This is a genomic window from Allobaculum stercoricanis DSM 13633 (assembly GCF_000384195.1).
GTDB lineage: Bacteria > Bacillota_I > Bacilli_A > Erysipelotrichales > Erysipelotrichaceae > Allobaculum > Allobaculum stercoricanis.
The window spans coordinates 45,515-72,125 of record NZ_KB913034.1; the positions used below are offsets into that span (position 1 = coordinate 45,515).

A 26,611-nucleotide genomic window follows, 5' to 3' on the forward strand; every position below is an offset into this window, starting at 1 on the left:
CATTGGAAATTAGCCTTTTTTAAAGGAAAACCTTAGAGTTCTAATAGAAGACTAAGTCAACAAATTTAAATGGCAAAAATCCTTATAAATTATAGAGCCTCCTCTTAGATTTAGAAAGAGATTCAAAAGTCAAAATGTATATAGTTTGCTGATGAGGATTCTATGTAGTCAAAGATAACAGGATCAATTCCTGTATGCATGAAAGGATTATGAACATGGACATGAATCAAACTCTGCAGGGTATTGCTTCACACTATTATGGTAAAGAACTAAAAGATTGCAATCCACGTGAAGTTTATTATATTCTGCTCGATCTCACGAAAGAATTACTGAAAAGTGTTCCTTCCATTGAAGGAGATCGCAAAATCTACTATATTTCTGCCGAATTTTTAATTGGAAAATTATTATCGAACAACTTAATCAACTTAGGATTATACAAAGAAGTTCGTGATATTTTAGAAGCAAACGGAATTTCTTTAGCAGAAGTTGAAGAATACGAACCAGAACCATCTTTAGGAAATGGTGGTTTAGGTCGTTTGGCAGCTTGCTTTCTCGATTCGATCGCAACATTAGAACTTCCTGGTTATGGAGTGGGATTGAACTACCATTGTGGTCTGTTCCACCAAAAGTTTGAAAACAATAAACAAAAAGAAATCCCTGATCCATGGCTTTCTGATAACTGCTGGGTACAAGATACAGGCAAGTATTACCCAGTTCACTTCAAAAAGGGAACATTGTATGCGCACTTATACGCAATCGATGTTGTCGGCTATACGAAAAAGAAAAACCAATTACTGTTATTCGATTTAGATTGTGTAGATGAATCCATTATTCGTGATGGCATTTCTTTTGATAAAGAAGAAATTCCAAAAAACTTAACACTGTTCCTCTACCCAGATGATAGCGATGAAAATGGCCGCTTATTACGCGTTTACCAACAGTACTTCTTAGTTTCTGCTGGTGCGCAAATGATCTTGGAAGACATTAAAGCGCACGGTTGGTCTTTAGATACATTAAGCCAACACGCCGTAATTCAAATTAACGATACGCACCCATCTATGGTCATTCCTGAACTGATTCGTTTATTAGTTGCAGAAGGAATGGATATGGATGCAGCAATTGAACAAGTAGAAAGAACTTGTGCTTATACAAACCATACAATCCTAGCGGAAGCATTGGAAAAATGGCCAGTTCACTTCTTAAACGAAGTGGCACCAGATTTAATGCCAATTATCGAATACTTAGATCAAAAAGCACGTCAACGCTCCAATAACCCAGCTACTGCAATTATCGATCACGAAAATCGTGTTCATATGGCACACATGGATATCCACTTCTCTCAATCCACAAACGGTGTTGCTAAAATCCATACAGATATTTTGAAAAACACAGAGTTACATGATTTCTATGAACTCTATCCATATAAGTTCAACAATAAGACGAATGGGGCAACGTTCCGTCGTTGGTTACAAGCATGCAACCCAGAATTAACGGCTTGGATCATCTCTAAAATTGGCGATAGCTTCTTAAGCAAAGCGGAGGATTTAACAAAATTACTCGACTATGTCGATGATGAACAAGCTTTAGAAGAACTCGTTGCGATCAAAAAACAGAAAAAAGAAGAATTGGCAACATTCTTAAAAGCACGCCAAGGTATTGAATTAGATACAGATTCGATCTTCGATATTCAAGTGAAACGTCTGCACGAATACAAACGTCAACAGATGAACTTATTATCTGCAATCGCAATGTATCAAGAAATCAAAGCGGGCTACCGTCCAGATCATAAAGTTACAATTATCTTTGGCGCTAAAGCAGCACCTGCTTATGTTCTAGCAAAAGACATTATCCATGCGATTCTTGTATTCTCTAATATCGTAGCTAACGATCCAGTAGTGAGCCAATACATGCAAATCGTGATGATTGAAAACTATGATGTAACATGTGCCGAAAAACTGATCCCAGCAGCGAATATTTCTGAACAAATTTCTTTGGCATCTAAAGAAGCATCCGGAACATCAAACATGAAATTCATGCTCAATGGGGCAGTGACATTAGGTACTGATGATGGGGCCAATGTTGAAATTCACAAATTAGTTGGTGATGAAAATATCTTCATCTTTGGTAAAGACAGTGACACAGTCATTGATCATTATGCAAAAATGGATTACCGTCCAATGGATATTATCCAAGCCAACAACAAGATCGGTGAAATTGTCGACTTCCTTGTGAGTGACGAAATGATGAAAAATGGCGATCCAGAATCTTTACATCGTTTATATAACGACATTTTAAATAAAGACTGGTTCATGGCTCTTCTTGACTTAGATGCTTACATAGCAGCACGTAAAGCAGCTTATGCGGCTTATGAAGATCAGAAAAAATGGGCAAGAATGGCTTTGATCAACATCGCCATGGCAGGTTACTTCTCTTCTGACCGCACAATTGCTCAATATAACAATGATATTTGGCACTTGAAAAAATTAGGTGTGTATACCGATCAAGATGTTGAACTTGTAAGTGCGCAAACTTTAATGGAACAAAAGAAAGCTGCAAAAGAGGCTCAAGCAAAAGAAACAGCTAAAATTCCAGCAGCAAAATCAGCGCCAGTAAAGAAAGTAAACCCAAATCGAAAACCTTCTTCTAAAAGATCTAGTGCTAAAAAAATCAAAAAATAGAGAACAAACCGAATTTGAATAGCCTATTCAAAACTTGGCTAGTATAAAAAGACAAATCCCTTTTAGTCGACCTCGATATGAATAAACAAGAGGTCTCTAAAAGGGATTTTTGTATTGAAAAATAGGGATCAAGTCAAGGGAAGGGTTAGAGAAGGAATAAAAATCCCTTCCTGTTTTTAATGGGCAGGAAGGGAGAAAAAATCAAAATGATTGATGATAATTGATCAAATGATGCGTTATAAACTTTGTTTAAACAAGCATTCCACCATCAACAGATAAAACGGTACCGGTGATATAACTTGCTTTGTCAGATGCTAAAAAGACAAAGGCATTGGCAATATCTTCTGCCTCACCAATTCTTTTCATTGGGATGGCTTGAATCATTGGTTGAATCATCTGTTCAGGCAAAGCACGAACCATGTCTGTAGCTGTGATTCCCGGTGCAACGGCATTGACGCGAATATTGTATTTTCCAAGTTCACGAGCTAAGGAAATCGTTAGACCATTGACCGCAAATTTAGAAACTGGATAAGCAACCCCAGAAGGCTGACCTTGGCGAGAAACCATGCTCGATGTGTTTAAAATCACGCCGTGTCCTTGTTCTTTCATGATTTTTGCAGCGGCGTTAGCACAAACAAATGTAGCGTTCACGTTAAGATCCATGACTTTTTTAAATAAGTCGAGTGTGTAATCCATAAATGGCGTGGATTCAGAGAGGCCAGCATTGTTGACTAATACATCGAGGGAGCCATATTTTTCTTTGATGTCGCTAAAATCAGCAAAAATTGAGGCTTCGTCGGTTAAAGAAGTCCATCGTCCTTCAACATGATCATGATTTAATTCGTTTAATGCTTTGGATACTGTTTCTTGGCGAGAACCATACAAAACGACTTGGTAGTCAGCTTCTAAAAAAGCTTTAACGGTCGCAAATCCAATCCCGCGGGTACCACCAGTAATCACACAAACTTTATTTGGCATATTCTTGCTCCTTTCGTTCCAGTAGGAATTAGTATAGTTTTAGTATAAGTGATTTCGCTAAAAAAATAAAAAAGATTGTGAAATATTTTAGGAAAATAACATATTTAAAGTTGCTCTATCCATTGATGAAAGGGATGAGTCAAAAAAAGAAGCTACAGAATTTGTAGCTTCTTTTTTTGAGGAGGTTTTTGAAGTATAAGCCGTTCTTAACAAGCGATCATTAAGCGTTGAAAACAAGTTGTCCAGTTGTTGGATCTACATCAACGAGAATGTTGTTTTCTGTTTCTTTATCAAAAATTTGAATGTATTCAGTATTAAATGCGAGTTGGATCGTATCACCCACACGAGCAGCTGTGGATGGATCAACTGCAGCTGTGATTTGAACACCATTGCAGTTGACATATAAGTTACAAGTGGAACCTAACATTTCATACACTTCAACTTTACCGCTAGCAAGCGCATCTTTTGCTTTTTCGAGATCTTCTGGTTGGTCAGAAAGGTTTTCAGGACGAATACCCAAAGTGACAACTTGACCATCTGTATAACCTTTTTGTTTTAAACGAGCTGCTTTTGCTGCTGGTAATAAAATGTGGTCGTTACCGAGTGTTAAATATACTTTATCTTCTTTTTCTGTAATTGTTGCATCCATGAAGTTCATTTGTGGGCTACCGATAAAGCCGGCAACGAATTTGTTAACTGGATATTTGTATAAGTTATTAGGTGTATCGATTTGTTGCACTTCACCATTACTCATTACGACGATGCGATCTCCTAAAGTCATCGCTTCGGTTTGGTCATGTGTAACATAAATAATAGTAGAACCTAATTTTTCGTGTAGACGAGAAATTTCAACACGCATCTGCCCTCTTAGTTTGGCATCAAGGTTGGATAAAGGTTCGTCCATTAATAATACTTTTGGATGACGAACGATCGCACGCCCCATGGCAACACGTTGTCTTTGACCACCGGAAAGAGCTTTTGGTTTACGGTCTAATAAACTTTCCAGGCCCAAAGTTTTGGCAGCTTCTGCAACACGAGCATTGATTTCATCTTTTGGTAATTTAGCGATCTTTAATGGGAATTCCATATTTTCGCGAACAGTCATATGTGGGTATAGCGCATAGCTTTGGAAAACCATGGCGATATCACGGTCTTTTGGATCGAGATCATTCACGCGTTTGCCATCGATGACTAAATCACCAGAAGTGATTTCTTCTAGTCCGGCAACCATGCGCAAAGTTGTTGATTTACCACAACCAGATGGACCGACGAAAATGACGAATTCACCATCTTTGATATCGAGGTTAAAGTCTTGAACTGCTTCATACCCGTTTGGATAGATTTTTTTAATATGTTTTAAATTTAATTCGGACATACATTCTCCTTGTTATTGGACTACAGATTTTATAAAACACAAAAAGGATAGGATATAACCTGAATAGTCCATGATTTATACAGTATTTGATGTTGTTTTATCTATGCTTAGGATACCTTTTATAGGAAGCGGTTACAAGAGATTGAGCATGAAACGTTTCAAAACAAGAAAGACAAAAAACAGAAGAGAAATGATGCGATTTGCGGCAAGAAATGACTTTTCAAAAACAAACTCTAATTAGTAAAATTTTATCAAATTCACTGTAGAATTTAGTAAATATTTCGAATGAAAGTCTTCTGAAAGCGCTGTTTGTGCGATACAATGGAACTAACAAGATTCTATAAAAGGTCCAATGACCAAAGAAAGAGAAAGAAATATGTCTGATCAATCTATTTTAAAACTGGTTGAATATGGTGTTGAAACTGGCTTGTTGCCAGAGATGGAAAAAACGTATGCGACCAACTTACTTCTTGATTTGATGCAACAAGATGCAATTGATTTTGAGGCCTATGAACCTTCGGACAAGGATATTGATCTCGTTGAAGTATTAGATGAGTTACTTGACGAAGCTGCCCAAAAAGGAATTATTGAAGATTCCATTACGTATCGTGATTTATTCGATGCGAAATTGATGAACTGCTTAATGCCACGACCAAGTGAAGTGCAAAGAGAATTTGATAAACGGTATGAGAGAAGTCCACAAGATGCCACAAATTGGTTCTACAAACTGTCTCAAAATTCCAACTATATCCGTCGTGATCGCATTGCCAAAGATGAAAGATGGACAGCCGATTCTCCATATGGTGAAATCGAACTTTCCATTAACTTATCCAAACCAGAAAAAGATCCAAAAGCGATTGCAGCAGCTAAAAATGCACCGCAATCAAGTTATCCAAAATGCCAACTTTGTTTTGAAAACGAAGGTTATGCTGGGCGTGTGAACCACCCTGGCCGTTCGAACCACCGCATTATTCGAATTGAAGTGAATCGTTCACCTTGGGGATTCCAATATTCTCCATATGTGTACTACAACGAACATTGCATCGTGTTTAACTCTAAACACGTGCCAATGGCAATTAACCACGATACATTCGTAAAATTATTCGACTTTATCGATTTATTCCCACATTACTTTTTAGGTAGTAACGCGGACTTGCCAATCGTTGGAGGAAGTATTCTTTCTCATGACCACTTCCAAGGTGGACACCATGATTTCCCAATGGCTAAAGCACCAATGGAAGAAACCTTCAAGCTCAAAGGCTTTGAAGATCTAGAAGCAGGAATTGTTGCATGGCCAATGTCCGTTATCCGTTTAAGAGGAATTGATCGCAGCCGTATCATTGCTGCAGCGGATCATATTTTAGACGTATGGCGTTCTTATACAGATGAAGCGGCATCCATCATTGCTCATGATGGTCAACCTCATAACACAATCACCCCAATCAGCCGTAAACGTGATGGTCAATACGAACTGGATTTAGTTTTACGTTGCAATATCACAAGTGAAGAACATCCAATGGGAGTATTCCATCCTCATGCCCAGTGGCATCATATTAAAAAAGAAAATATCGGTTTAATTGAAGTCATGGGACTTGCTGTATTACCAGCTCGTTTAAAACAAGAAATGTCCGATCTAAAACAAGCAATGTTAAAAGGCGAAGATATCCACGCCATTCCAGCATTAGCTTTACATGCCGATTGGGCAGATGAAATCAAAGAAAAATATGCCGACATCAATGCGGACAATATTGATCAGATCATTCATGATGAAATCGGTATTGTATTTACTCATGTCTTAGAAGATGCCGGAGTTTATAAAACAGATGCAGCGGGTAGAGAAGCATTCCGCCGCTTCATTGCAGCACTTTAAACACAAAAAGTGAGATCGAATAGAACATTCGCGAAAGGAAACGTTATGAGAATTTTAGTAACTGGAGGAGCTGGCTATATTGGTAGCCATACTGTTGTTGAATTATTAAATGCCGGACATGAAGTTGTCATTGTCGATAACTTATATAACTCAAGTGAAAAAGCAGTCGACAGAATTCAAGAACTCACACAAAAAACAGTCGCTTTCTACCAAACAGATATTTGCGACTTAGAAGGTTTAAACAAAGTATTTGACGCTCAACAAATCGATGCAGTCATCCACTTTGCGGGCTTAAAAGCAGTCGGAGAAAGTGTTCGTAAACCAGTTGAATACTATAACAACAACATCGCTGGTACTTTAAACTTAATCGAAGCAATGCGTAGCCACAATGTTAAAAACATCATCTTCTCTTCTTCTGCAACAGTGTATGGTGATCCAGCAGAAATCCCAATTACAGAAAAATGTCCAAAAGGAACATGCACAAACCCATATGGTTGGACAAAATGGATGATTGAACAAATTCTGACTGACGTCCATACTGCAGATCCAGAATGGAATGTTATCTTACTTCGCTACTTCAACCCAATCGGTGCCCATGAATCCGGACGAATTGGCGAAGATCCAAAAGGAATTCCAAACAACTTATTACCATATGTAGCACAAGTTGCAGTGGGTAAATTAAAAGAAGTTGGTGTGTTCGGAAACGACTATCCAACACCAGACGGTACAGGTGTTCGCGACTACATCCACGTTGTTGATTTAGCAAATGGACACGTGGCTGCATTAGAACAAATCAAAAAGAATGCCGGCTTAAAAGTGTATAACTTAGGTACAGGTAAAGGAAGCTCCGTATTAGATGTAATTCATGCTTTCGAAAAAGCTTGTGGACATGAAATTCCTTATTCCATTAAACCAAGACGTGAAGGCGATATTGCGACTTGTTATGCAAAATGCGACCTAGCTAAAGAAGAATTAGGATGGGAAGCAAAATACAATATCGATGATATGTGTGCTTCTTCTTGGAAATGGCAATCTGAAAACCCAGATGGCTATAATACAGAAGGAAAATAGATCGCATTCAATCCCATTGATTTGAATCAAAACCCCAGTCATTTGTGATTGGGGTTTTCTAGTGGGTTGATTGCCTATTGGTGAAAGTTTTTTGTTTTCAAAAATTATACGTATAATTTGAAGATAAGTTTGTTCAAGAAAAGAGAAAAGGAGGATGACATTTGAAATCAGTAGATTATGGCCATGGCAGTATCGCTAAGGCGATCGTGCGCTCAGCTGGTCCAATGATGATTGCCCAAGTCCTTTCACTTCTCTATAACATGATTGACCGCATGTATATCGCCTATATGCCACAAGGAACGATTGCGATTGGGGCAGTCGGACTATGTTTTCCGATTTTGACGATTATGATCGCTTTTGCCAATCTTTATGGTTCTGGAGGAGGGCCTTTACTGGCCATTTGTCGTGGACGAAACGAAGAACAAGAAGCGAAACGTATTCAAGCCGCTACATTAGGTTTAATTGTGATCACAGGACTTGTCCTGATGATCGTTACGCAACGATGGAACAGTCCAATTTTGCGGCTATTTGGTGCAACTTCAGGCAATCTATCTTATGCCAAACAATATTTAGATATCGTTTTATGGGGTACAGTCTTTTCGATGCTTGCAACAGGAATGAATCCTTTCCTCATTGCGCAAGGAAGACCACTCGCAAGTATGACAACCATTGCCATAGGGGCAGTTTTAAATATTGTGCTCGATCCACTTTTTATTTTCGTTTGGCAGATGGGAATTGCCGGTGCAGCGATTGCGACGGTGATTTCGCAAATGATTTCCGCATTAATTGTGTTGTCTTTGTTGATGTCTAAGCGCGCTGTTTTAAAACTGGATTTTTCTTTAGTCTTTCCTTCTTTGAAGTGGGGAAGAATTCGCCGGATTACTTCACTGGGCTTTGCGGGATTTATTATGCAAGTGACCAACTCAATCGTACAATCCGTGTCTAATTCGGTTTTAGGACAACTTGGAGGCGATCTTTATATTTCGATCATGACGATTGTGAGTTCAGTTCGCCAAATTTTGGATACTCCCATTTCCGGATTAGTTGAAGGAGCAAGTCCCATTTTGTCCTTTAACTATGGCGCAAACCAGATGGGGCGAGTGAAAAAGACGATCCTTTGGATGACGGGGATTTGTTTAGGGTATACCGTTGTTGTTTGGCTTTGCGTGATCATTTGGCCAGAGGTATTTATCGATCTTTTTAATCAAGATCCCAATTTAATAAAAATCGCTAGGCCGGCGCTGACGATGTACTTTGTGGCATTTATTTTCCAGGCTTTTCAATATGCGGGACAGACGGTGTTTAAATCGTTGAATATGCGTAATCAAGCGGTCTTTTTCTCGTTGTTTCGAAAAGTGGTTCTTGTTGTTCCATTGACCCTACTCTTGCCCCATTTTATGGGGGTAATGGGTGTCTTTGCGGCAGAACCGATTTCGAATTTTATAGGTGGATGTGCTTGTTATATTTGTATGTATGGAACAGTCTATCGCAAAATTAAATCGTAAAAAGGATCCCATTTGATACAAAATTGCTTGTATCAAATGGGATTTTTTTTATGTCAGTAGACGAATTAGAAAAAATATCAAAAGTTTAGGGAATACTGCAAAGTGAAGAGAATATACAAGTGAATTTATGTGAAAACGCTTTATTTAGTGTAGGAATAATGAATGATATCGGAAAAGCAAGGACGATTTCATCTGTTTTCAGAAAACGAATGAAATTATTTACAAAAAATGTTGAAAAATGAAAATGACTGATTAAAATACTAAATCATTAAATCGATGACCGGAAGGAGTAGCTGTTGGAAGGTCTAAAGAGAGCTATAGTTTGGTGAAATATAGCGTCTGAAAAACAGTGAACGTGTCCGTGAGTGAAACTGCGACAGCAATCGAGTAGTTTCCGCTTCCTGGCGTTATAGGTAAGAGTCCTTTGTATAGAACAAAGGGAAGATAGGTGGTACCGCGAGCAATCGTCCTTTCATGTTATAGGAAAGGGCGTTTTTTTTTAGGCATGAAAGGGGTGATCTTCATGAAAAAAGTCCGACGAAGAACATCCAAATTCTTATGTTCAAAATAAATAACTAAATTCAAAAAAATAAAACATTAAAAAAGCTTATTCAAGCAAGAGGAGAAACATTACAAGCAAGGTGGTACAGATTTCAAATCCGATCAGCACTTTTTTGGCCCATTTTTAAAATACGAAAAACAACGAAAATAAAAATTATACAAAAATTGTCTTAGCTTATTCTGGCGGATTAGATACATCAGTATTGATCCCTTGGTTAAAAGAACATTACAACAACTGTGAAGTTATTGCGGTATCGGGAAATGTTGGGCAAGCAAGCGAACTAGAAGGCCTTGAAGAAAAAGCTCTCGCAACGGGTGCTTCAAAACTGTATATCGAAGATTTAACAGATGAATTTGTGAATGACTATATCGTGCCTTCTTTAAAAGCGGGTGCAACGTACGAAGATTATTTACTCGGTACTTCTTTTGCAAGACCAATTATCGCGAAAAAAATCGTCGAAATTGCGAAGAAAGAAGGCGCTCAAGCAATTTGTCACGGCTGCACAGGAAAAGGAAATGACCAAGTCAGATTCGAATTAGCAATCAAAGCTTTTGCGCCAGAATTAGACATCATCGCACCATGGCGGTTCTGGGAACTCAACTCCAGAGAAAAAGAAATCGCCTATGCCCAAGCCCATAACATTCCTTTAAAAATCAATAAAGAAACAAACTACTCAAAAGATAAAAACCTCTGGCACTTATCTCATGAAGGATTAGATCTTGAAGATCCTGCAAATGAAGCACCAATCGAACAAGAAGGATTCTTAGAATTAGGTGTTTCTCCTCAACAAGCCCCAGATCAACCAACAACGATCACCCTTCATTACGAAAAAGGTGTGCCAACCGCATTAGATGGCCAAGACATGAGCGCAAAAGATATCATCTATAAATTGAATGAACTAGGCGGCGCAAATGGAATTGGAATTTTAGATATTGTTGAAAATAGACTGGTCGGGATGAAATCAAGAGGTGTTTATGAAACACCAGGTGGAACGATCTTGTATGCGACACATAAAAAATTAGAAGAAATCACACTGGATAAAAATACGAAACATTTCAAAGATATCGTAGCTCAAAAATTTGGGGAACTGGTCTATGACGGATTATGGTATACCCCATTAAGAAAAGCACTTTCCGCATTTGTGGATTCCACACAAGAAACAGTGACTGGGGATGTAACAGTCAAATTATATAAAGGAAACATTCTGCCAGTAAGCGTCACTTCTCCTTATTCCTTATATAACGCAGGCATGGCAACGTTTGATGAAGACGATTGTTACGACCAAGCAGATTCCGCAGGATTCATCAACTTATTCGGTTTACCAATCGCCGTTAGAGCCATCAATGATCAAAAGCTCGCTCAAGAGACTGGGGAACATTTCTCCAGCGTTGAGTAATGGCGAAACTTTGGACCGGACGGATCGCCGGCAAAACCGATCCGCAGGCCAATGATTTCAACAGCTCGATTTCTTTTGATCAACGACTGTATGCCCAAGACATTCAAGGATCAAAAGTTCACAGCAGCATGTTAGCCAAACAAGGAATCATCACGACTGAAGAAAAAGAAAAAATCCATCAAGGTCTAGAAGAAATTCTAGATTTGATGAATCAAAACAAAATTGAATTCAGCCATGAGTATGAAGACATTCATACTTGTGTCGAACAACTTTTAACCGAAAAAATCGGCGATGCCGGCAAAAAATTACATACCGGCAGAAGCAGAAACGACCAAGTTGCTTTGGATTTAAAACTGTATGTTGCTCAAGAAATTGGCGAAATCCAAAAAGCAATCAAGCAAGTGATTCACGCGTTATGCCAAGTTGCTAAAGCCAATGCCGATACGATTATGCCCGGCTACACGCACCTGCAAAGAGCACAACCGATCACATTTGGTCATACGTTAATGGCGTATGCGACGATGTTAAAACGCGATTTCAAACGCTTAGCCAATACGCTCGAGATCATGGATGAATGCCCACTTGGCGCAGGTGCTCTCGCGACAACAACATTCAATCTAGATCGCGACTATACTGCTAAACATTTAGGGTTTTCCAAACCGATGTCAAACTCACTTGATGCTGTAGCGGATCGCGATTACTGCATTGAATATTTAAGCGATCTATCCATTATGATGATGCATTTGTCTAGACTCAGTGAAGAGATGATTTTATGGAGCTCTTGGGAATTTAAATTCATCGAACTCGATAATGCATTCTCTACGGGCAGTTCGATTATGCCGCAAAAGAAAAATCCCGATATGTGCGAACTCATACGCGGTAAAACAGGGCGGGTGTATGGCGATTTAATTGGCTTATTCACTGTCATGAAAGGTTTGCCTCTTGCCTACAACAAAGATATGCAAGAAGACAAAGAATCTGTATTTGATGCAACAGATACGGTCATGATGTGTTTAAACGTATTAGCACCAATGATCGAAACGATGAAGGTGCTTAAAGATAATATGAAAAGCGCGGGTCAAAAAGGTTTTATTAATGCGACTGACTGCGCCGATTATTTAACGAAAAAAGGAATGCCATTTCGCGATGCTTATAAACTGACAGGCGAACTTGTCGCCTCTTGTATTGAACAAGGAATCGTCCTTGAGGATCTTCCATTGGAGCAATTAAAACAAATCAGCCCCCTCTTTGATCAAGATTTCTTTGATAGTGTCGATTTGTTGAATTGCGTCAATCAGCGTCATGTGTATGGCGGGCCAACCCCAAAAAGTGTTTTGGCGCAAGTAGAACAAATGGAACAATTCCTCGCGAACGATCACGAATAAATCACGAAAACGATTGTTTAGAAAGTCATATACAAATTAGAAAGGATCCATATCTATGAAAAAAGTCTATATCGATGGTCAGGCAGGAACGACTGGACTACAAATTCATGAGCGTTTAGCAATGCGCAAAGATATTGAATTATTAGAAATCGATCCGGCATTGCGAAAAGACGAAAATGAACGCAAAAAACTCATGCGACAAGCGGATTTAGTCTTCTTATGCCTTCCTGATCAAGCGGCTAAACAAGCGGCTTTGTGGATGGAAGACATGGATACGCGCATCATCGATGCGAGCACAGCACATCGCACCAATCCAAATTGGGTATATGGCTTTCCTGAACTATCGCAAGAACAAAAAGAAAACATTCAACATGCCAAGTGTGTGGCCAATCCAGGATGCCATGCCAGCGGTTTTATCGCTTTAGTTCAGCCTTTAGTCACCCATGGTTTATTAGATGCCAATGTGAAGCTCACTGCCTTTTCGTTAACGGGCTATAGCGGTGGCGGCAAAGCGATGATTGAAGATTATGAACAACATTGCACGATTGACATGAGGTCTCCTAAACCTTATGCCTTAAATCTTAGTCATAAACATTTGCCAGAAATGAAGGCGATTTGTCAGCTTGAACAAACTCCGCTATTTGTGCCAATTGTTGATGACTTTAAACAAGGCATGCTCGTACAAGTGTTTATTGATGCTAATGATTTACATCATCCCAACTCCTCTATGCCTATTGGTGTGAATGAGTTAGTGAACTTTTATCAAAGCATTTATCAAGAAAGTCCAATTCAAGTATATGCCGGCGAAAATGCTTTATATACATCAACATTAGCTGGCCTAGATAAAATGGAAATTTTCGTCAATGGAAATGAGAATGGTTTTGTACTGAGTGCTCGCTTTGACAATTTAGGAAAAGGCGCAAGTGGAGCAGCCGTTCAAAATATGAATTTGATGTTAGGTCTAGATGAATACCAAGGTCTGCATCTTTAAAAAGAAAAACAATTCAGAACACTGAATTCACGATAGAGAAAACAGGAAGGAAATCGAGATGAAGCTTATCAAATCAGGAATTACGGCCGCTAAAGGATTTACGACCGGCGCAATTCATTGTGGGATTCGCAATAACAAGTCAAAAAAAGAACTGGCTTTGATCGTTTCGCAAGTGCCTTGCCAAACGGCAGCCGTATATACCAAAAACAAAGTTAAAGCAGCACCACTGCTTTTAAACAAAAAACACCTCGTTAATGGGCAAGCACAAGCCATTTGTGTGAACTCTGGCAATGCCAATGCATGTGCGATCAATGATGATCAAAATTCCTATATTCAAGCCAAAGCTGCTGCAGAAAAACTGGGCTTAAATGTGGAAGATGTTCTCGTTGCTTCAACGGGCGTGATTGGTGTGGAACTGCCAATCGATAAAATTGTGAACGGGATCAAAGAGATTGAATTAACAACAGATTGGTTAGAAACCGCAAAAGCGATTATGACTACGGATACAACGGTTAAAGAATGTTCAGTTGAATTTGAATTAGATGGCAAAACAGTACATCTTGGTGGAATCGCCAAAGGAAGCGGCATGATCCATCCCAACATGGGCACGATGTTATGTTTCATCACGACTGATGCTGCCATCAGTCATGAAATGCTTGATCAAATGTTAAAACAAAACGTCAAACAAACATTTAACCGCATTAGTGTGGATGGCGATACTTCAACAAATGATATGTGTATCGTTATGGCTAATGGTTTAGCTCAAAATACTTATATCGATCATGAAGGTGAAGATGCTGCAATTGTTAATGAAGCACTCAAAACGGTCATGGAAGCATTGGCCATTGACATTGCAAAAGATGGCGAAGGCGCTTCACGTTTAATTACCGTGCAGATGCAAAATGCGCGAAGCGAACAACAAGCCGAAACATTGGCCATGTCAGTCGCGTCTAGCTCGTTATTAAAAGCAGCCGTATTTGGCCAAGATGCGAACTGGGGTCGTGTTTTATGTGCAATGGGTTATGCGGATACCGAATTTGATCCAAGTTTAGTTGATATTTATTTTGCGTCAAACCAAGGCAAAGTATTGGTTTGTCAACAAGGAAAAGGAATTGTCTTCGATGAAGATTTAGCCGCCAAAATTTTAGCAAAACCAGAAATTGAAATCATCGCTGATTTACATGCAGGAGATGCGCAAGTGACTTGTTGGGGATGTGATTTAACGTATGATTACGTCAAAATCAATGGAGATTATCGGACATGATGAGCGCAGAAAAGAAAGCCGCAATCCTTGCTGAAGCACTTCCGTATTTAAAGGAATATCATGATGAAATCGTCATCGTAAAATACGGCGGCAACGCCATGATCGATGAACAACTCAAAAAAGCCGTCATTGAAGATGTGTTGATGTTGCATTTAGTCGGCATTCATGTTGTCTTACTGCATGGTGGCGGGCCCGATATCAATCGCATGTTAAAGAAAACAGGTATTGAAAGCCAGTTTGTCAATGGCCTTCGCGTGACGGATGAACAGACGATGGAAATCGTTCAAATGGTTTTAAGTGGCAAAGTGAATAAAGAACTCGTCAGCCATTTAGATGGCAAAGGCGTTGGTCTTTGCGGAATGGATGGCAATTTGTTTCAAGCGATTAAACACCAATCGCCAGATGCGGATTATGGATATGTCGGCGATATCGTCCAAGTCAATTGTGATTTAGCCAAAGATTTAATTGAAAAAAACTATATTCCCGTTATCTCCTCGGTCGCCATCGGCCAAGAAGATGGTCATGCCTATAACATCAATGCGGATTTAGCAGCCTCCAAACTTGCTGCCGCTTTGCATGCCAAAAAATTGATTTTATTGACAGATATTGTCGGCTTGTTAGCAGATCCAAAAGATCCAAATAGCTTAATTGAAACGATCAAACTCTCGCAAATCCCGGCTTTACAAAGCAATGGGGTAATTCGTGGCGGCATGATTCCTAAAGTCGATTGTTGTGTTGAAGCGGTGCGCCAAGGCGTATCGCGCGCGAGTATTATCGATGGCCGCGTAGAACATTCGATTCTCATTGAATTGTTAACGAATGTCGGTATTGGAACAATGTTTTTGCAGGAGGAGATTTAAATGAACTTTGAATCTTTAAAACACTTAGAACATGAACATGTCATGCAAACTTATGGACGTTTTGATCTGGCGATCGATCATGGTCAAGGTAGTCTTTTATACGATCTGCAAGGCAATGAATATATCGATATGACAAGTGGAATTGGCGTCAATGCGCTCGGTCATAACTATTTGCCTTTAGTGCAAGCAATTCAAAACCAAGCCACAAAAATCTTGCAGGCATCAAACTTGTTCTATACCGAACCTATGGTTGATGTGGCACAAAAGCTCAACCAAGCTTCTGGCATGAAAAAAGTTTTTTTCGCCAATTCCGGTGCTGAAGCCAATGAAGGTATGATTAAAATTGCCCGAAAATATTCATGGGATCATTATCATGATGAAAATCGCTTAGTGATTTTAACACTCAAACAATCTTTTCATGGCAGAACGATCGCAACACTAGAAGCGACTGGCCAAGATCATTTTCATCAAAACTTTTTCCCATTCACAAACGGCTTTGATTATATTCCGGCCAACGATATGCAAGCTCTGCAAAACTATTTTGCGACACACAAAATCGCAGGGTTGATGATGGAACTTGTTCAAGGCGAAAGCGGTGTGCGTCCGTTAGATCCACAATTTGTTTGCGAGGCAGCTAAACTTTGTCAACAACACGATGTGCTGTTGATGATTGATGAAGTCCAAACCGGTATAGGCAGAACAGGAAAATTTTTCGCCTATCAGCATTACGGTATTGAACCTGATTTAGTCTCATGTGCGAAAGGATTAGGCGGTGGTGTACCGATTGGTGCCGTACTTGCAAACACAAAATGCCAAGATGTTTTACAAGCTGGAGATCATGGAACGACATTTGGTGGCAATCCATTAGCCGCAAGCGCAGCGCGCGTCGTGATCGATACGGTCAGTGCTCCCGAATTTTTAAACGATGTGCAAGACAAAGGGACTTGGTTTATGGATGAGCTGAAAAAACTCAATTTATCCAAAGTCAAAGATGTGCGCGGTTTAGGGTTGATGATCGGCATTGAAGTTGCACCTGAAGAAGTGATGAACGACTTAACTAAACTTCGCCAAAAAGGAATTTTAGCTTTAAAAGCAGGTACAGCGACGATTCGTTTTTTACCTCCATTGATTATTGAAAAGCAACAGCTACAAACGGTATTAGATGTATGTAAAGAGGTGTTGGGATGAAACATTTATTAAAATTACTCGATCTATCCACAGAAGAAATCACTAGAATTTTAGACTTGGCAGATCAGTTAAAATATGAAAGAAAACATGGGATCCCCCATGAACATTTAAAAGGAAAATCGATCGGTTTGATTTTCCAAAAATCTTCAACGAGAACACGTGTCTCTTTTGAGACCGGGATTTATCAACTTGGCGGTCAGCCTTTATTTTTATCCAGCGCGGATCTGCAAATCGGTCGTGGTGAACCAATTCAAGATACTGCTCGTGTCCTTTCCCGTTATTTAGATGGCATTATGATTCGTACATATGGTCAAGACGAAGTAGAAAACCTTGCTCAATATGGCTCGATTCCAATCATTAATGGTTTGACCGACTTCTGTCATCCTTGCCAAGTTTTAGCCGACTTGATGACGATTCGCGAAAAGTTTGGTCATTTAGAAGGATTGAAAATGGCTTATATTGGCGATGGCAACAATATGGCTAACTCATTGATCGTGGGTGGGTTAAAAACAGGAATGGATGTTGCAATTGCCTCACCAGTCACGCATCAACCCGATGCGATGGTCTTGGAATTTGCGAAAACATATGGTGACCATTTCCAACTCACGACTTCCCCTGTTGAAGCGGTGAAACAAGCAGATATTGTCGTTACTGATACTTGGGCGTCCATGGGACAAGAAGACGAAAAAGAGGCAAGAGCGAAAATCTTTGCCGGCTATCAAGTGAATGATGAACTATTAGCTAACGCTAAAGAAGGTGTGATGGTTCAACATTGCTTGCCTGCCTATCGTGGTCAAGAAATTACGGAAAAAGTATTCGAAGATCATGCCGATGAAATTTTTGAGGAAGCAGAAAATCGTTTGCATGCTCAAAAAGCTGTCATGGTTTTATTGATGAAAGAGACAAATTAAGGTTAATTCAAGAGAAAAAAGAAAACAGCCAAGATTCAAGAGAAATCGGAGGCTGTTTTTTTGGTGTTAGAGTTTGATGATTTCTTGAGCAATTGCTTCTTGGAAAGCAGCGTCGTGTTCGACAAACAGCATCGTCGGTTTAAATTGTCGAAGAAGTTGTTTGATTTGGAGTCGTGAATAAATATCGATGTAGTTGAGTGGTTCATCCCAAATGTATAAGTGGGAGTGTTCACAAAGGCTTTTGGCGATTAAGACTTTTTTCTTTTGACCTTGAGAATAGGTATCCATATTTTGATCAAATTGTGTTCGTTCGAAATCCATTTTGCGTAAAATCATCTTTACTAAACTTGCATCGATGGGTGAAGCGAGTTGGATCGTTAAAGGGATAGGGGAAATAATCGAACTGGACCGAACTTGTGATTGTCCCTTGATATTTATATTGTCCAAGTAAAAGGTTGAGAAATGTGGTTTTGCCACGACCATTTTTGCCAATAAATCCGAGTTTTAAATCGGTATCGATTTGAAATGTGACATTTTTAAAAATGTTGTCCGAGCTAGAGGGGTAACCAAATGTTAAATTGTCTACGTAAATTGCTGACATGAAATATACTTCCTTCAATAATGCAAAAATAAAAGAGCTACAAGAAAGCAAAAAGCAATTCTTTGTAGCTCAAAATCACAGAATAAACCGATATGAAAAAGGATATTCATTATTTGGATAATAATAATTTAGATGATGAATAAGGAATAGACGAATCACTTTCTTGCAGAATTAGAGTTCTCGCCAATGACGAGACCACATATATGTTTTAATGAGCAAGAAAAGTTATACATTCTTCCACCTCAATTCATTCATTTGGAAAATAGCATAAACGGAAGAAAACAATCAATTGGATATGCAAAAAGAATGATCTTTATGATGGACTAAAGATCATTCTGATGAAGGAATCTAGGGTTCTAAAATTTGTGTAGCTTCGATAATTTGCAGACTTGGCTCGCCATTGTCATTATAGAAAAAGTTGCCAGTGATACGGGCTTTACAACCACCAAAATCAGTGCTTCCTTCTAGGCGGATTCGATCTTGTGGGGTATTGGAAGCAGGTGAGTTTAAGATTACCGCAAAATAATTGCCTTCTTCATCAACGTTTGCAGCTTGCGGTAAATAGCCAACCACAGTGATAGGGGAAGATAGTGCAGTAAGTTGTTTGCCCTGTTCGATCGCTTCTAATACGGTATATTCATGTTCTTCTTCTACAAGCGAGGCATTTGAAGCGGAAGAAAAAGAAGCTTCACTCGATGAGATTTCTGATTGTGTGGAATCAACTTGTGTAGTTTGTTCACTTTGCGTATTTGTTTCACTTTGTGAACTGGTTTTATGAGAATCTATTGTGCTTGGATTGGATTGGCAAGCGACGAGTAAACTAGATAAAAGACAGATTGCGAAGTATTTTGATTTGTTCATAATGTCCTCCAACATTTTGTTTTTCTTTATTTTATTATAACTAACGCGAGGCTAAGGCTGATCGACTTTGTTGAATATCAAGAAAAGAAAAATCCTGATCTTTGTTTGGATAACAAGATCAGGATTTTAAAATTCAAGCAAAGTAGGCAATTAGTCTAAACGTGTCATCCATTTCTTTTTGAAAAAGAGGCAATAACACAAGATTAAACGAACAAATTCTTCTTGCGACAACAAAAGATAAATCCAAAGGATGTTTTCTTTAAAGAAGAATAAACCAGCTACAGCGAGCGGAACGCCAATAGCCCAAGTGCCAAAGGTATTCAGGATCAACAATATTCCCGTATGACCACCGGATCGCAATACCCCACCGATAACCATGTTTTGGACTTTGACTAAACTCATGAGTCCAAATGCCCATAAAAGTTGAATGCTGAGTGTTTGAACATTGGCGTCTACATGATAGATCCGCACATAAAGAGGGGCCAAGAGCGATAATGAGGCAAATAAAATCAAAGAGCCGATAAAGGCCATTTTGAGAATTGTCTTGGAATGAGACATGGCCAGGTGGGATTGGTTAAGGCCAAGATCACGACCGATTAAAATACCAGCAGCTTGCGAAAAGCCCATTAATAATCCCATATATAAACCAACAACGGGAATGGTCATCGTCATTGCGGCACTTGCGATCAAGTTGGTATGGCCATAGACCATCGTGTAAATATTTTCCCCAAGACTCCATAAAAAATCGGAAACGACAAGGGGGACAACAATTTTAACAAGAGATTGCAGTTGGATCTTTACCGCTTCTTTTTGTTTTAACCAAGGCAAATAGCGTGAACAATAATAAGCAATGATGATTGCACTGAGTGCCGTGGATAAAACGGTAGCAAGCGCTGCCCCAAGTGCACCCCATTTGAAACCAAAGATCAATAAGGCATTCAATGCGGTATTGGCAAGAATCCCAATGGCAGATGCATAGAAAGGTTCTTTGGCATGTTGGTAACAACGCAAGGGAACGGAATATAAGACCGTATAAGCTTGAAAAGGGATCGCCCATATCGCAACACGCATGTAGTCCATTGCTTGAGAAGCAACATCGCGCGTATATAAGTTCATGACAGGTAAAATGCTCGAAAGAATGGAAACGAGTATAGAAATAAGAAATGTCCATTTCATGACAACTTGGATTAGGCGAGCACTTTCTACTTTCGCATTTCGCCCAGCGTATTGGGCGACGAAAATACTGACGCCAGAGGCAGCGGCAGCGATAATCGTTTGGTAAATTGAAATATATTTATTCGCAAATCCAGTTGCGGCAATCATGGTCATGCCTAATTGCCCAATCATAACTTGGTCAATGATCCCTAGGGAGTTTTGAACTAATGATTGTAAAGCGGTGGGCAGAGCGATCGACCAAACTTGTCGTTGAAATGAATGTTCCATGCTCATCCCCTCCTTGTTTATCATGTCATCTAAGATATTGTATCTTGAAATGATCTTCAAGATTATGAAATTTCAAAATTTGTTGAACCTATCTTTTTGTTGGCTTGTCCTCCATTTCCAAGAGGGAATCTAACGTAATATTGAAACCGGTTATTTGCGGAACGATTTCATGGATTACAGGAATAAAAAAAGGGATAAGTACGCCATAATCAGAAGAAAAGCGAAAAGCGTGTTTAAAAACCGGAAATTGACTTGCGAAAGCATTGGATAATTCGTATAAAAAAAGCAAATCGAATGATCATCGATCAACGATGAATGAAATATAAAATACCGTAAATAAAGAGCGAAAAACGCATGATCAGAAAGGATAGTATTCATGAAAGAACAAGATTTAAAGTTAATTATCGCAGATATTGATGGCACATTAGTCGAAGATTCAACACGCACAATGTTACCTTTTACACGTGATGTATTAAATTTTTTACACGCAAAAGGGATTTTATTCGGCATTGCATCTGGTCGTCCAACAGATGAATTAAGCAGAAACTCCCTCCAATACCATTTGGATTTTGAACCAGATATTTTTATTGGAATGAATGGTGGCGAAGTGGATGACCGCATTTCCCATCAAGTTTCTTCTTGTTATCCATTAACACCAGAAGATATCCAATTCTCCATTGAATTATTCAAAGATTATCCAGAAGTAAACCCAATTTTATATCGCGACCATAAATTAGTTTGCCGTTATCGCGATGAACTGATTAAAGGAACAGAATCTAGATCTGGAAAATCAAGCCATGTTGTAGAAACAGAAGAAGAATTCTGGTCCGAAGAAACAGGAAAAATGATGTTTAGAACAAAGACGGCTGAACTTTGCTCTGAAATTGAAGCACATGCGAAAACTCGAGTTCCTGCTCACTTAGCAGCATTTAAAACACAACCAACTTTATTAGAAATTCAAAATAATAGCGTCAACAAAGGTGTGGCGTTAAAACAAGTTGCGGCTCAACACAATATTCCAATCGAATCCATCATCGCCTTTGGAGATGCATCGAATGACAACGAAATGTTAAGAGATGCAGGTCTTGGCGTTTGCATGATCAACGGTTTGGAAGATACAAAAGCAGCAAGTGATGTTTTAAGTGATTACAACTGCAACGAAGATGGAATGGCTCGTTATTTATATGATCACTTCCGTGGTTTATTTGCGGGATTTGAATCACAATATTTAGACGAAAATAAAGAATACAAACCATATCGCTAAGCTTAAAAGAGCATGTACCAAAGAAAGAGGAATGAAAAATATGAAGGCAGACTACCATTTACATTGTCAGTTTAGTAATGATTCTTCTTATCCAATGGAAGATGTCATTTTAGATGCGATTGAAATGGGATTGGATGAAATTTGTTTTACCGATCACGTGGACTATGGGGTGAAATTTGATGTCACACCAGAGACAGAAAAAGACATTCCTAAATCATTACGTAATGTCGACTATCCCCAATATTTTGCAGAAATTGCACGGTTGAAAGAAAAATACAAAGACAAAATTGCGATTAAAGCGGGATTGGAATTTGGCGTGCAGATGCATACACTACAGATTTATCATGAACTCAAAGAGAAATGGCCATTAGATTTTGCGTTGTTATCGGTTCATGAAATCGATGATCTTGAATTTTTCCGATATACATACCAAGAAGGCAAAACGCAACAACAATACAACGAAGGCTACTATCGTGAGTTGTTAAAGCTTGTTCAAAACTTCCAAGATTATTGTGTATTGGCTCATATGGATTTAATTGTTCGTTATGACAAACAAGGGGTTTATCCTTTTGAAAAAGTCAAAGATCTCATTACGGAAATCTTGAAAGTGGTCATCGCCAATGGCAAAGGAATTGAAATCAATACGTCAAGTATACGTTATGGGTTAAGTGATACGACCCCATCACGCGCGATTCTCAAGCTTTATCACGATTTAGGTGGAACGATCATCACAATTGGTAGTGATTCCCATCGCCCAGGTGATTTGGGAAGTGGGATTTTGCAAGCTAAACAAATCCTGAAAGAAATTGGATTTAAACAGTTCTGTACCTACGAAAATTTTAAACCCATTTTTCACTCTCTATAAAGACAATCAAAGGCCTCATGACGATGATGATCGTGATGAGGCCTTTTTCAGTGAATGATGAAGGTGGAAGTTCCCTTTAAGAGATCAATCGTTTGTCCGATCGTCATGAAATTCATTATGTTTTCTGCGGATTGTCGGGAATTTACTCCGAGGGTTGTCGGAAGTTACCCCCAAGGATTGTTTTATCGACTTGGTTGATGGGAAATTCTACATAATTTCCCATAGATCCCAAACAAAAATGGACTCGATTTCCAATGTCTCTAGATTGAATAGGGAATTGGAGATAGAGTCCTTAAATCATTTCGATGAAATCAAGATATTTTATAGTCCATTTGTTGCTGAAGTCGTATTGTTTGCAGCATTTCCATCTGGTGTGGAATTTTGTTGTTGAGAAACTTGGTTTAAAACTTCCCAAACAATTTTGTTAATCTTACCAGCATCATTTGGATTCGATAAAGTACGTGAAAAAACAATAATGCTGTAAGGTTGACCGGAAACGGAATAGCCAATGACGTTGGTAAAGGTATCTAATTGGCCATATTTTTGGAACATAACAGGTTCGATCAACTCATTGAGATACAGTGTTTTATCTTGAGTATCTAACGCTTGAGTGATGATGTGGTAGCGGGTTGGATCTCCTTTGAGTCGGTTTAAAATATCCATATATTGAGTTGCAGTTGCTAAGTTAGCCATCGGATCTTCAGATTGGGGAGTATGGCTAGAATAGTTTTTCAATAATCCCGCAAATGCTTCCCAACCGCCAAGGCCATGGTAAAGAATGGCAGCGGCTGTGTTATCGGAGTGAATTAAACTCGATTGGATCAGTTCGGAAATGGGGATTGCTGCACCAAAGTAATATTGATTTGCAATCGGGTTTTGTCCTTCTGTTTTATAATCTTCAGCATTGAAGACTAAAGTGTCTTCTGGTTTTCGTGTTCCTTCGGCAATCTGGTCGCAATAGAGCATCGCTAAAGGCAATTTATAAATACTCGCCGCTTCGATAACCATTTCTTCGTTTAAACGGTACGAAACAGTTTTATCATCACTTTCAACAAGGATACATAGATCGCTTGGATTATAGCCTTGTTGAGCAATGTATTGATCAATTTGTGTTTTCAGTTGTTGATTGATCGCTTCTGGATCGTCAAATTGGGACACTTGAACTGGGAGTTCATTTGGATCGGGAGTCAAGGATGCAATTTTCTCTTCAGTTTGTTGTTCTTGATGTCTAAAAATAACAAACCAAAGTCCACCCAAAACAAAACATTGAATAATGCAGATGATCGCAAGGATGATCGTGGCGTTTTTATAACGATTTTCTTTTTGGTATTGATGGTTATGCATCTCGATTACCAATTCCTTTCTAAATTGTTTGTTTTATTTTAATCCAAAAGGGAATAGATTGGAAATGATTCGTTTTTTACCCTGGTCCATTTCAAGATAAGAAAGAATAAAAAAAGAACCGCAAGGTAAGAACCTTGCGGCTAGATGATACCAGAAATAATAATGTTTAGTGTTCGATAAAGAGATGGATAGACTGGTAATCATCCATATAACAACTTAGAAAAGAAAGGACTAAGAAAGAGAACGCAAATTAATGATTCATGACGGTTTGCATTCCAATTCCTGTCGTTGACTATAGTGTACGCCAAAAGGGACATTTTGCCTATAAGAAGGCATTGACTTTAATAAATTGTTAAGTTTTGAGCGACTTGTTTTAAATCGATTTTACATCAAACTCTTTCGATTGAAAGACAAGATTAAAACTTAAATCAAAAAGGATAACGCAAAGTCTAATCTAAATCTTGTTATTCATCAACGGTTTCCATGATATCAGGAATATTGCGGTTTAATTCTTTGTATATTCGAAGAAGAATATCAGTTGTGACGTTTTCTCTATTACCAAGTTTTGCCATCGAATCTGAACTGATTTTAGTCATTGTGAAGCTTCTTTTTGTACGTAATAATTTTAGAAGTTTTTAAAGGCAAAAACAGATTTAAGCATCTTCATGAAGCACATTCCAGGAGCGTCCAAATAATTCATTTCCTTCAGGTGACAATTGTAAAACTTCTGTTGTCTGTAGTAATTCTGCGGCACGTTTGGTATATGAACCTTGCTTATCCATAGCGATAAATACCTGTTTATTGGTATGTGAATATAATTCAAGTACCTTTTCTAAAACATGATCTTCTATCTGTTTTAACATGAAAGAATCATGTACAACGACAGGCAAATGAGGATGTTCCTAATTATGTGCTCGAAGCAGTTCGTCAAGGTAATGTAGTTGGCACCCAAGGAAAACGGAATTCCCGAACCATATATGAATTTATATAGGGTGGTAAAAAACAACGGATTGCTGTTCAAGTTGGAAGCAATGGATATATTGTTGGCGCGAATTGCATCAGCCTTAAGGAGAAGTAATTATGATAAAAAAAATACGTGTGCTACTTGAATACAACACATATTGCTTATGGCTATACGATGAAAACGATGAAATAATTGATAACGATAATCCGCCGGAATGGAACAATGATACTGAATTAACCGATGCCTTCATGGCAGTTAGCGACGTTTATGATACTTTCTTTTTGGATGATGGAAAAGAATTCTCTTATGTAGGTTGTCCAGACGAAATTACTGGAAATAAATTGAAGGATCTATTTTCATTTGCGATGGATCTTCTCTATGAAAGAAATGCCGGAAAATATATTATTCAAAATGATGTGTCGTTTGAATTTTAATATTGTTACATCAAGCGTTTGAATACTGTTAAATAGTGTCCATTAAAATGGGTCAATCCAAGTTAAGTGTCCACACATGTGGGTCTCTCTTATTATTTTGTCCATTTTTATGGGTACAGTTTAATTAAAGAAAAGAAGAAAATGTAAGATGATTTAATAAAATCAAACAGTATAATAAACCTCTAACAATACAGATTTTAATTCAAGTTGATGAAGATATAGAGGGAAATATTGAATATGGCTTTTCGTACAACAGTACTCACCTGGTCTAAAGGGGATTTGATGGAAACCTATTGGAAGGTGTTTTTTAAACGACAAAACGAAACATCAGGATGGAAAATTGATTTAATGACCATCTTTTTAAACCGTCGGGCGCATGCGCACGGTGGTTATATTGGCAAAGATACTTATTTTGCCGGACGACCACGCTTGCCTCATGGCTTACATGGCATCTTTATTTCACGCTATGCCCATATCGGGAAAGAATGTTGGATTTATCAAAATGTCACGATTGGAGAAGTAAATTCAAAAGCACCAACAATTGGCAACAACGTTTTGATTGGCGCCGGGGCATGTTTAATTGGCGATATTCATATTGGCGATGGAGCGCGAATTGGTGCCGGGGCTGTAGTTCGCCAAGATGTACCGGCCAATGCGACAGTGGTCAGTGGCGAATGCAAAATGATTTTGCATGATTCATATCGCCCATTTGATTTAGCCGTTGCACTCGAAAAAGAAGAAGCACAAAACCGGAAATAAACCGAGTACAATATAAGTAAGAAACACGATGCTGTTTAAAAA

Annotated in this window: 24 protein-coding genes and 1 other annotated feature; of the genes, 15 read left to right on the forward strand and 9 right to left on the reverse strand. The window is 38.7% G+C overall.

What is annotated here, in order from left to right; genetic code table 11:
• Positions 1-215 precede the first annotated feature (215 nt).
• Complete coding sequence (locus ALLST_RS09570; RefSeq protein WP_019891944.1) at positions 216-2,678, forward strand: glycogen/starch/alpha-glucan phosphorylase; 2,463 nt, start codon at positions 216-218, stop codon at positions 2,676-2,678.
• 249 nt (positions 2,679-2,927) lie between these two features.
• Here the strand turns inward: ALLST_RS09570 and ALLST_RS0100205 are convergent, their stop codons facing one another.
• Both ALLST_RS0100205 and ALLST_RS0100210 read right to left on the reverse strand, forming a co-directional pair.
• Positions 2,928-3,656: an SDR family NAD(P)-dependent oxidoreductase gene (locus ALLST_RS0100205; RefSeq protein WP_019891945.1), complete on the reverse strand. Its 729-nt coding sequence runs from the start codon at positions 3,654-3,656 to the stop codon at positions 2,928-2,930.
• Between the two features lie 220 nt (positions 3,657-3,876).
• A complete protein-coding gene (locus tag ALLST_RS0100210; RefSeq protein WP_019891946.1) occupies positions 3,877-5,031 on the reverse strand; it encodes an ABC transporter ATP-binding protein in 1,155 nt (384 codons plus the stop codon).
• Positions 5,032-5,407: 376 nt separating this feature from the next.
• On the opposite strand from ALLST_RS0100210, the gene galT reads away from it, so the two are divergent.
• The 10 genes from galT (at position 5,408) to argF (ending at position 18,034) form a co-directional block, all read left to right on the forward strand.
• A complete protein-coding gene (gene galT, locus ALLST_RS0100220) occupies positions 5,408-6,901 on the forward strand; it encodes a UDP-glucose--hexose-1-phosphate uridylyltransferase (RefSeq protein WP_019891948.1) in 1,494 nt (497 codons plus the stop codon).
• A 45-nt stretch (positions 6,902-6,946) separates the two neighbouring features.
• Positions 6,947-7,972 carry a UDP-glucose 4-epimerase GalE gene (gene galE, locus ALLST_RS0100225; RefSeq protein WP_019891949.1) on the forward strand — a complete coding sequence of 342 codons (1,026 nt, stop codon included), beginning with the start codon at positions 6,947-6,949 and terminating at the stop codon, positions 7,970-7,972.
• A gap of 161 nt (positions 7,973-8,133) precedes the next feature.
• Entirely contained in the window at positions 8,134-9,477 is a 1,344-nt protein-coding gene (locus tag ALLST_RS0100230) for an MATE family efflux transporter (protein WP_019891950.1), read from the forward strand.
• A 267-nt stretch (positions 9,478-9,744) separates the two neighbouring features.
• Positions 9,745-9,952 (forward strand) — a binding site (T-box leader).
• A gap of 250 nt (positions 9,953-10,202) precedes the next feature.
• Positions 10,203-11,435, forward strand: a complete 1,233-nt coding sequence (locus ALLST_RS0100235; RefSeq protein ID WP_026472711.1) for an argininosuccinate synthase — start codon at positions 10,203-10,205, stop codon at positions 11,433-11,435.
• Complete coding sequence (gene argH, locus ALLST_RS0100240) at positions 11,435-12,820, forward strand: argininosuccinate lyase (protein ID WP_019891952.1); 1,386 nt, start codon at positions 11,435-11,437, stop codon at positions 12,818-12,820. Before ALLST_RS0100235 ends, argH begins: the two co-directional genes overlap by 1 nt.
• A 55-nt stretch (positions 12,821-12,875) precedes the next feature.
• A complete protein-coding gene (gene argC, locus ALLST_RS0100245; RefSeq protein ID WP_019891953.1) occupies positions 12,876-13,811 on the forward strand; it encodes an N-acetyl-gamma-glutamyl-phosphate reductase in 936 nt (311 codons plus the stop codon).
• Between the two features lie 58 nt (positions 13,812-13,869).
• The gene (gene argJ, locus ALLST_RS0100250) at positions 13,870-15,075 is read left to right on the forward strand and encodes a bifunctional glutamate N-acetyltransferase/amino-acid acetyltransferase ArgJ (protein WP_019891954.1); all 1,206 of its coding nucleotides are present in this window, start codon (positions 13,870-13,872) and stop codon (positions 15,073-15,075) included.
• Complete coding sequence (argB, locus tag ALLST_RS0100255; RefSeq protein ID WP_019891955.1) at positions 15,072-15,935, forward strand: acetylglutamate kinase; 864 nt, start codon at positions 15,072-15,074, stop codon at positions 15,933-15,935. The genes argJ and argB overlap by 4 nt, the downstream gene beginning before the upstream one ends.
• Positions 15,936-17,123 (forward strand): aspartate aminotransferase family protein, encoded by a 1,188-nt coding sequence (locus ALLST_RS0100260; protein WP_019891956.1) that lies wholly within the window; start codon positions 15,936-15,938, stop codon positions 17,121-17,123.
• On the forward strand, positions 17,120-18,034 hold the full coding sequence (argF, locus tag ALLST_RS0100265; protein WP_019891957.1) for an ornithine carbamoyltransferase: 915 nt from the start codon (positions 17,120-17,122) through the stop codon (positions 18,032-18,034). The genes ALLST_RS0100260 and argF overlap by 4 nt, the downstream gene beginning before the upstream one ends.
• 66 nt (positions 18,035-18,100) lie before the next feature.
• Here the strand turns inward: argF and ALLST_RS11735 are convergent, their stop codons facing one another.
• The 4 genes from ALLST_RS11735 to ALLST_RS0100285 all read right to left on the reverse strand — a co-directional run bounded on the left by ALLST_RS11735 (position 18,101) and on the right by ALLST_RS0100285 (position 20,939).
• Positions 18,101-18,355: an ATP-binding cassette domain-containing protein gene (locus tag ALLST_RS11735; protein ID WP_019891958.1), complete on the reverse strand. Its 255-nt coding sequence runs from the start codon at positions 18,353-18,355 to the stop codon at positions 18,101-18,103.
• Complete coding sequence (locus tag ALLST_RS11795; protein ID WP_019891959.1) at positions 18,330-18,635, reverse strand: ATP-binding cassette domain-containing protein; 306 nt, start codon at positions 18,633-18,635, stop codon at positions 18,330-18,332. Before ALLST_RS11795 ends, ALLST_RS11735 begins: the two co-directional genes overlap by 26 nt.
• A gap of 348 nt (positions 18,636-18,983) precedes the next feature.
• On the reverse strand, positions 18,984-19,496 hold the full coding sequence (locus tag ALLST_RS0100280; RefSeq protein ID WP_019891960.1) for a hypothetical protein: 513 nt from the start codon (positions 19,494-19,496) through the stop codon (positions 18,984-18,986).
• Positions 19,497-19,646: 150 nt separating this feature from the next.
• Positions 19,647-20,939, reverse strand: a complete 1,293-nt coding sequence (locus ALLST_RS0100285) for an MATE family efflux transporter (protein ID WP_019891962.1) — start codon at positions 20,937-20,939, stop codon at positions 19,647-19,649.
• A gap of 376 nt (positions 20,940-21,315) precedes the next feature.
• Here ALLST_RS0100285 and ALLST_RS09575 point away from each other — a divergent pair, with 376 nt between their 5' ends.
• Together ALLST_RS09575 and ALLST_RS0100295 are read left to right on the forward strand one after the other, a co-directional pair.
• On the forward strand, positions 21,316-22,203 hold the full coding sequence (locus tag ALLST_RS09575; protein ID WP_019891963.1) for an HAD-IIB family hydrolase: 888 nt from the start codon (positions 21,316-21,318) through the stop codon (positions 22,201-22,203).
• 31 nt (positions 22,204-22,234) lie between these two features.
• Positions 22,235-23,068 (forward strand): histidinol-phosphatase HisJ family protein, encoded by an 834-nt coding sequence (locus ALLST_RS0100295; protein WP_317300822.1) that lies wholly within the window; start codon positions 22,235-22,237, stop codon positions 23,066-23,068.
• Positions 23,069-23,389: 321 nt separating this feature from the next.
• Here ALLST_RS0100295 and ALLST_RS0100300 read toward each other — a convergent pair whose 3' ends face one another.
• The 3 genes from ALLST_RS0100300 to ALLST_RS0100310 form a co-directional block, all read right to left on the reverse strand.
• Complete coding sequence (locus ALLST_RS0100300; protein WP_019891965.1) at positions 23,390-24,412, reverse strand: serine hydrolase; 1,023 nt, start codon at positions 24,410-24,412, stop codon at positions 23,390-23,392.
• Positions 24,413-24,876: 464 nt separating this feature from the next.
• Positions 24,877-25,008 carry a helix-turn-helix domain-containing protein gene (locus tag ALLST_RS11740; protein ID WP_019891966.1) on the reverse strand — a complete coding sequence of 44 codons (132 nt, stop codon included), beginning with the start codon at positions 25,006-25,008 and terminating at the stop codon, positions 24,877-24,879.
• Positions 25,009-25,065: 57 nt separating this feature from the next.
• Positions 25,066-25,302, reverse strand: coding sequence for a DUF2326 domain-containing protein (locus tag ALLST_RS0100310; RefSeq protein ID WP_019891967.1), 237 nt, complete (start codon positions 25,300-25,302; stop codon positions 25,066-25,068).
• A gap of 190 nt (positions 25,303-25,492) precedes the next feature.
• Between ALLST_RS0100310 and ALLST_RS09580 the strand changes: the two genes are divergently transcribed.
• Together ALLST_RS09580 and ALLST_RS0100320 are read left to right on the forward strand one after the other, a co-directional pair.
• Complete coding sequence (locus tag ALLST_RS09580) at positions 25,493-25,810, forward strand: hypothetical protein (RefSeq protein ID WP_019891969.1); 318 nt, start codon at positions 25,493-25,495, stop codon at positions 25,808-25,810.
• 237 nt (positions 25,811-26,047) lie between these two features.
• Entirely contained in the window at positions 26,048-26,569 is a 522-nt protein-coding gene (locus tag ALLST_RS0100320) for a serine acetyltransferase (RefSeq protein ID WP_019891971.1), read from the forward strand.
• Positions 26,570-26,611 lie beyond the last annotated feature (42 nt).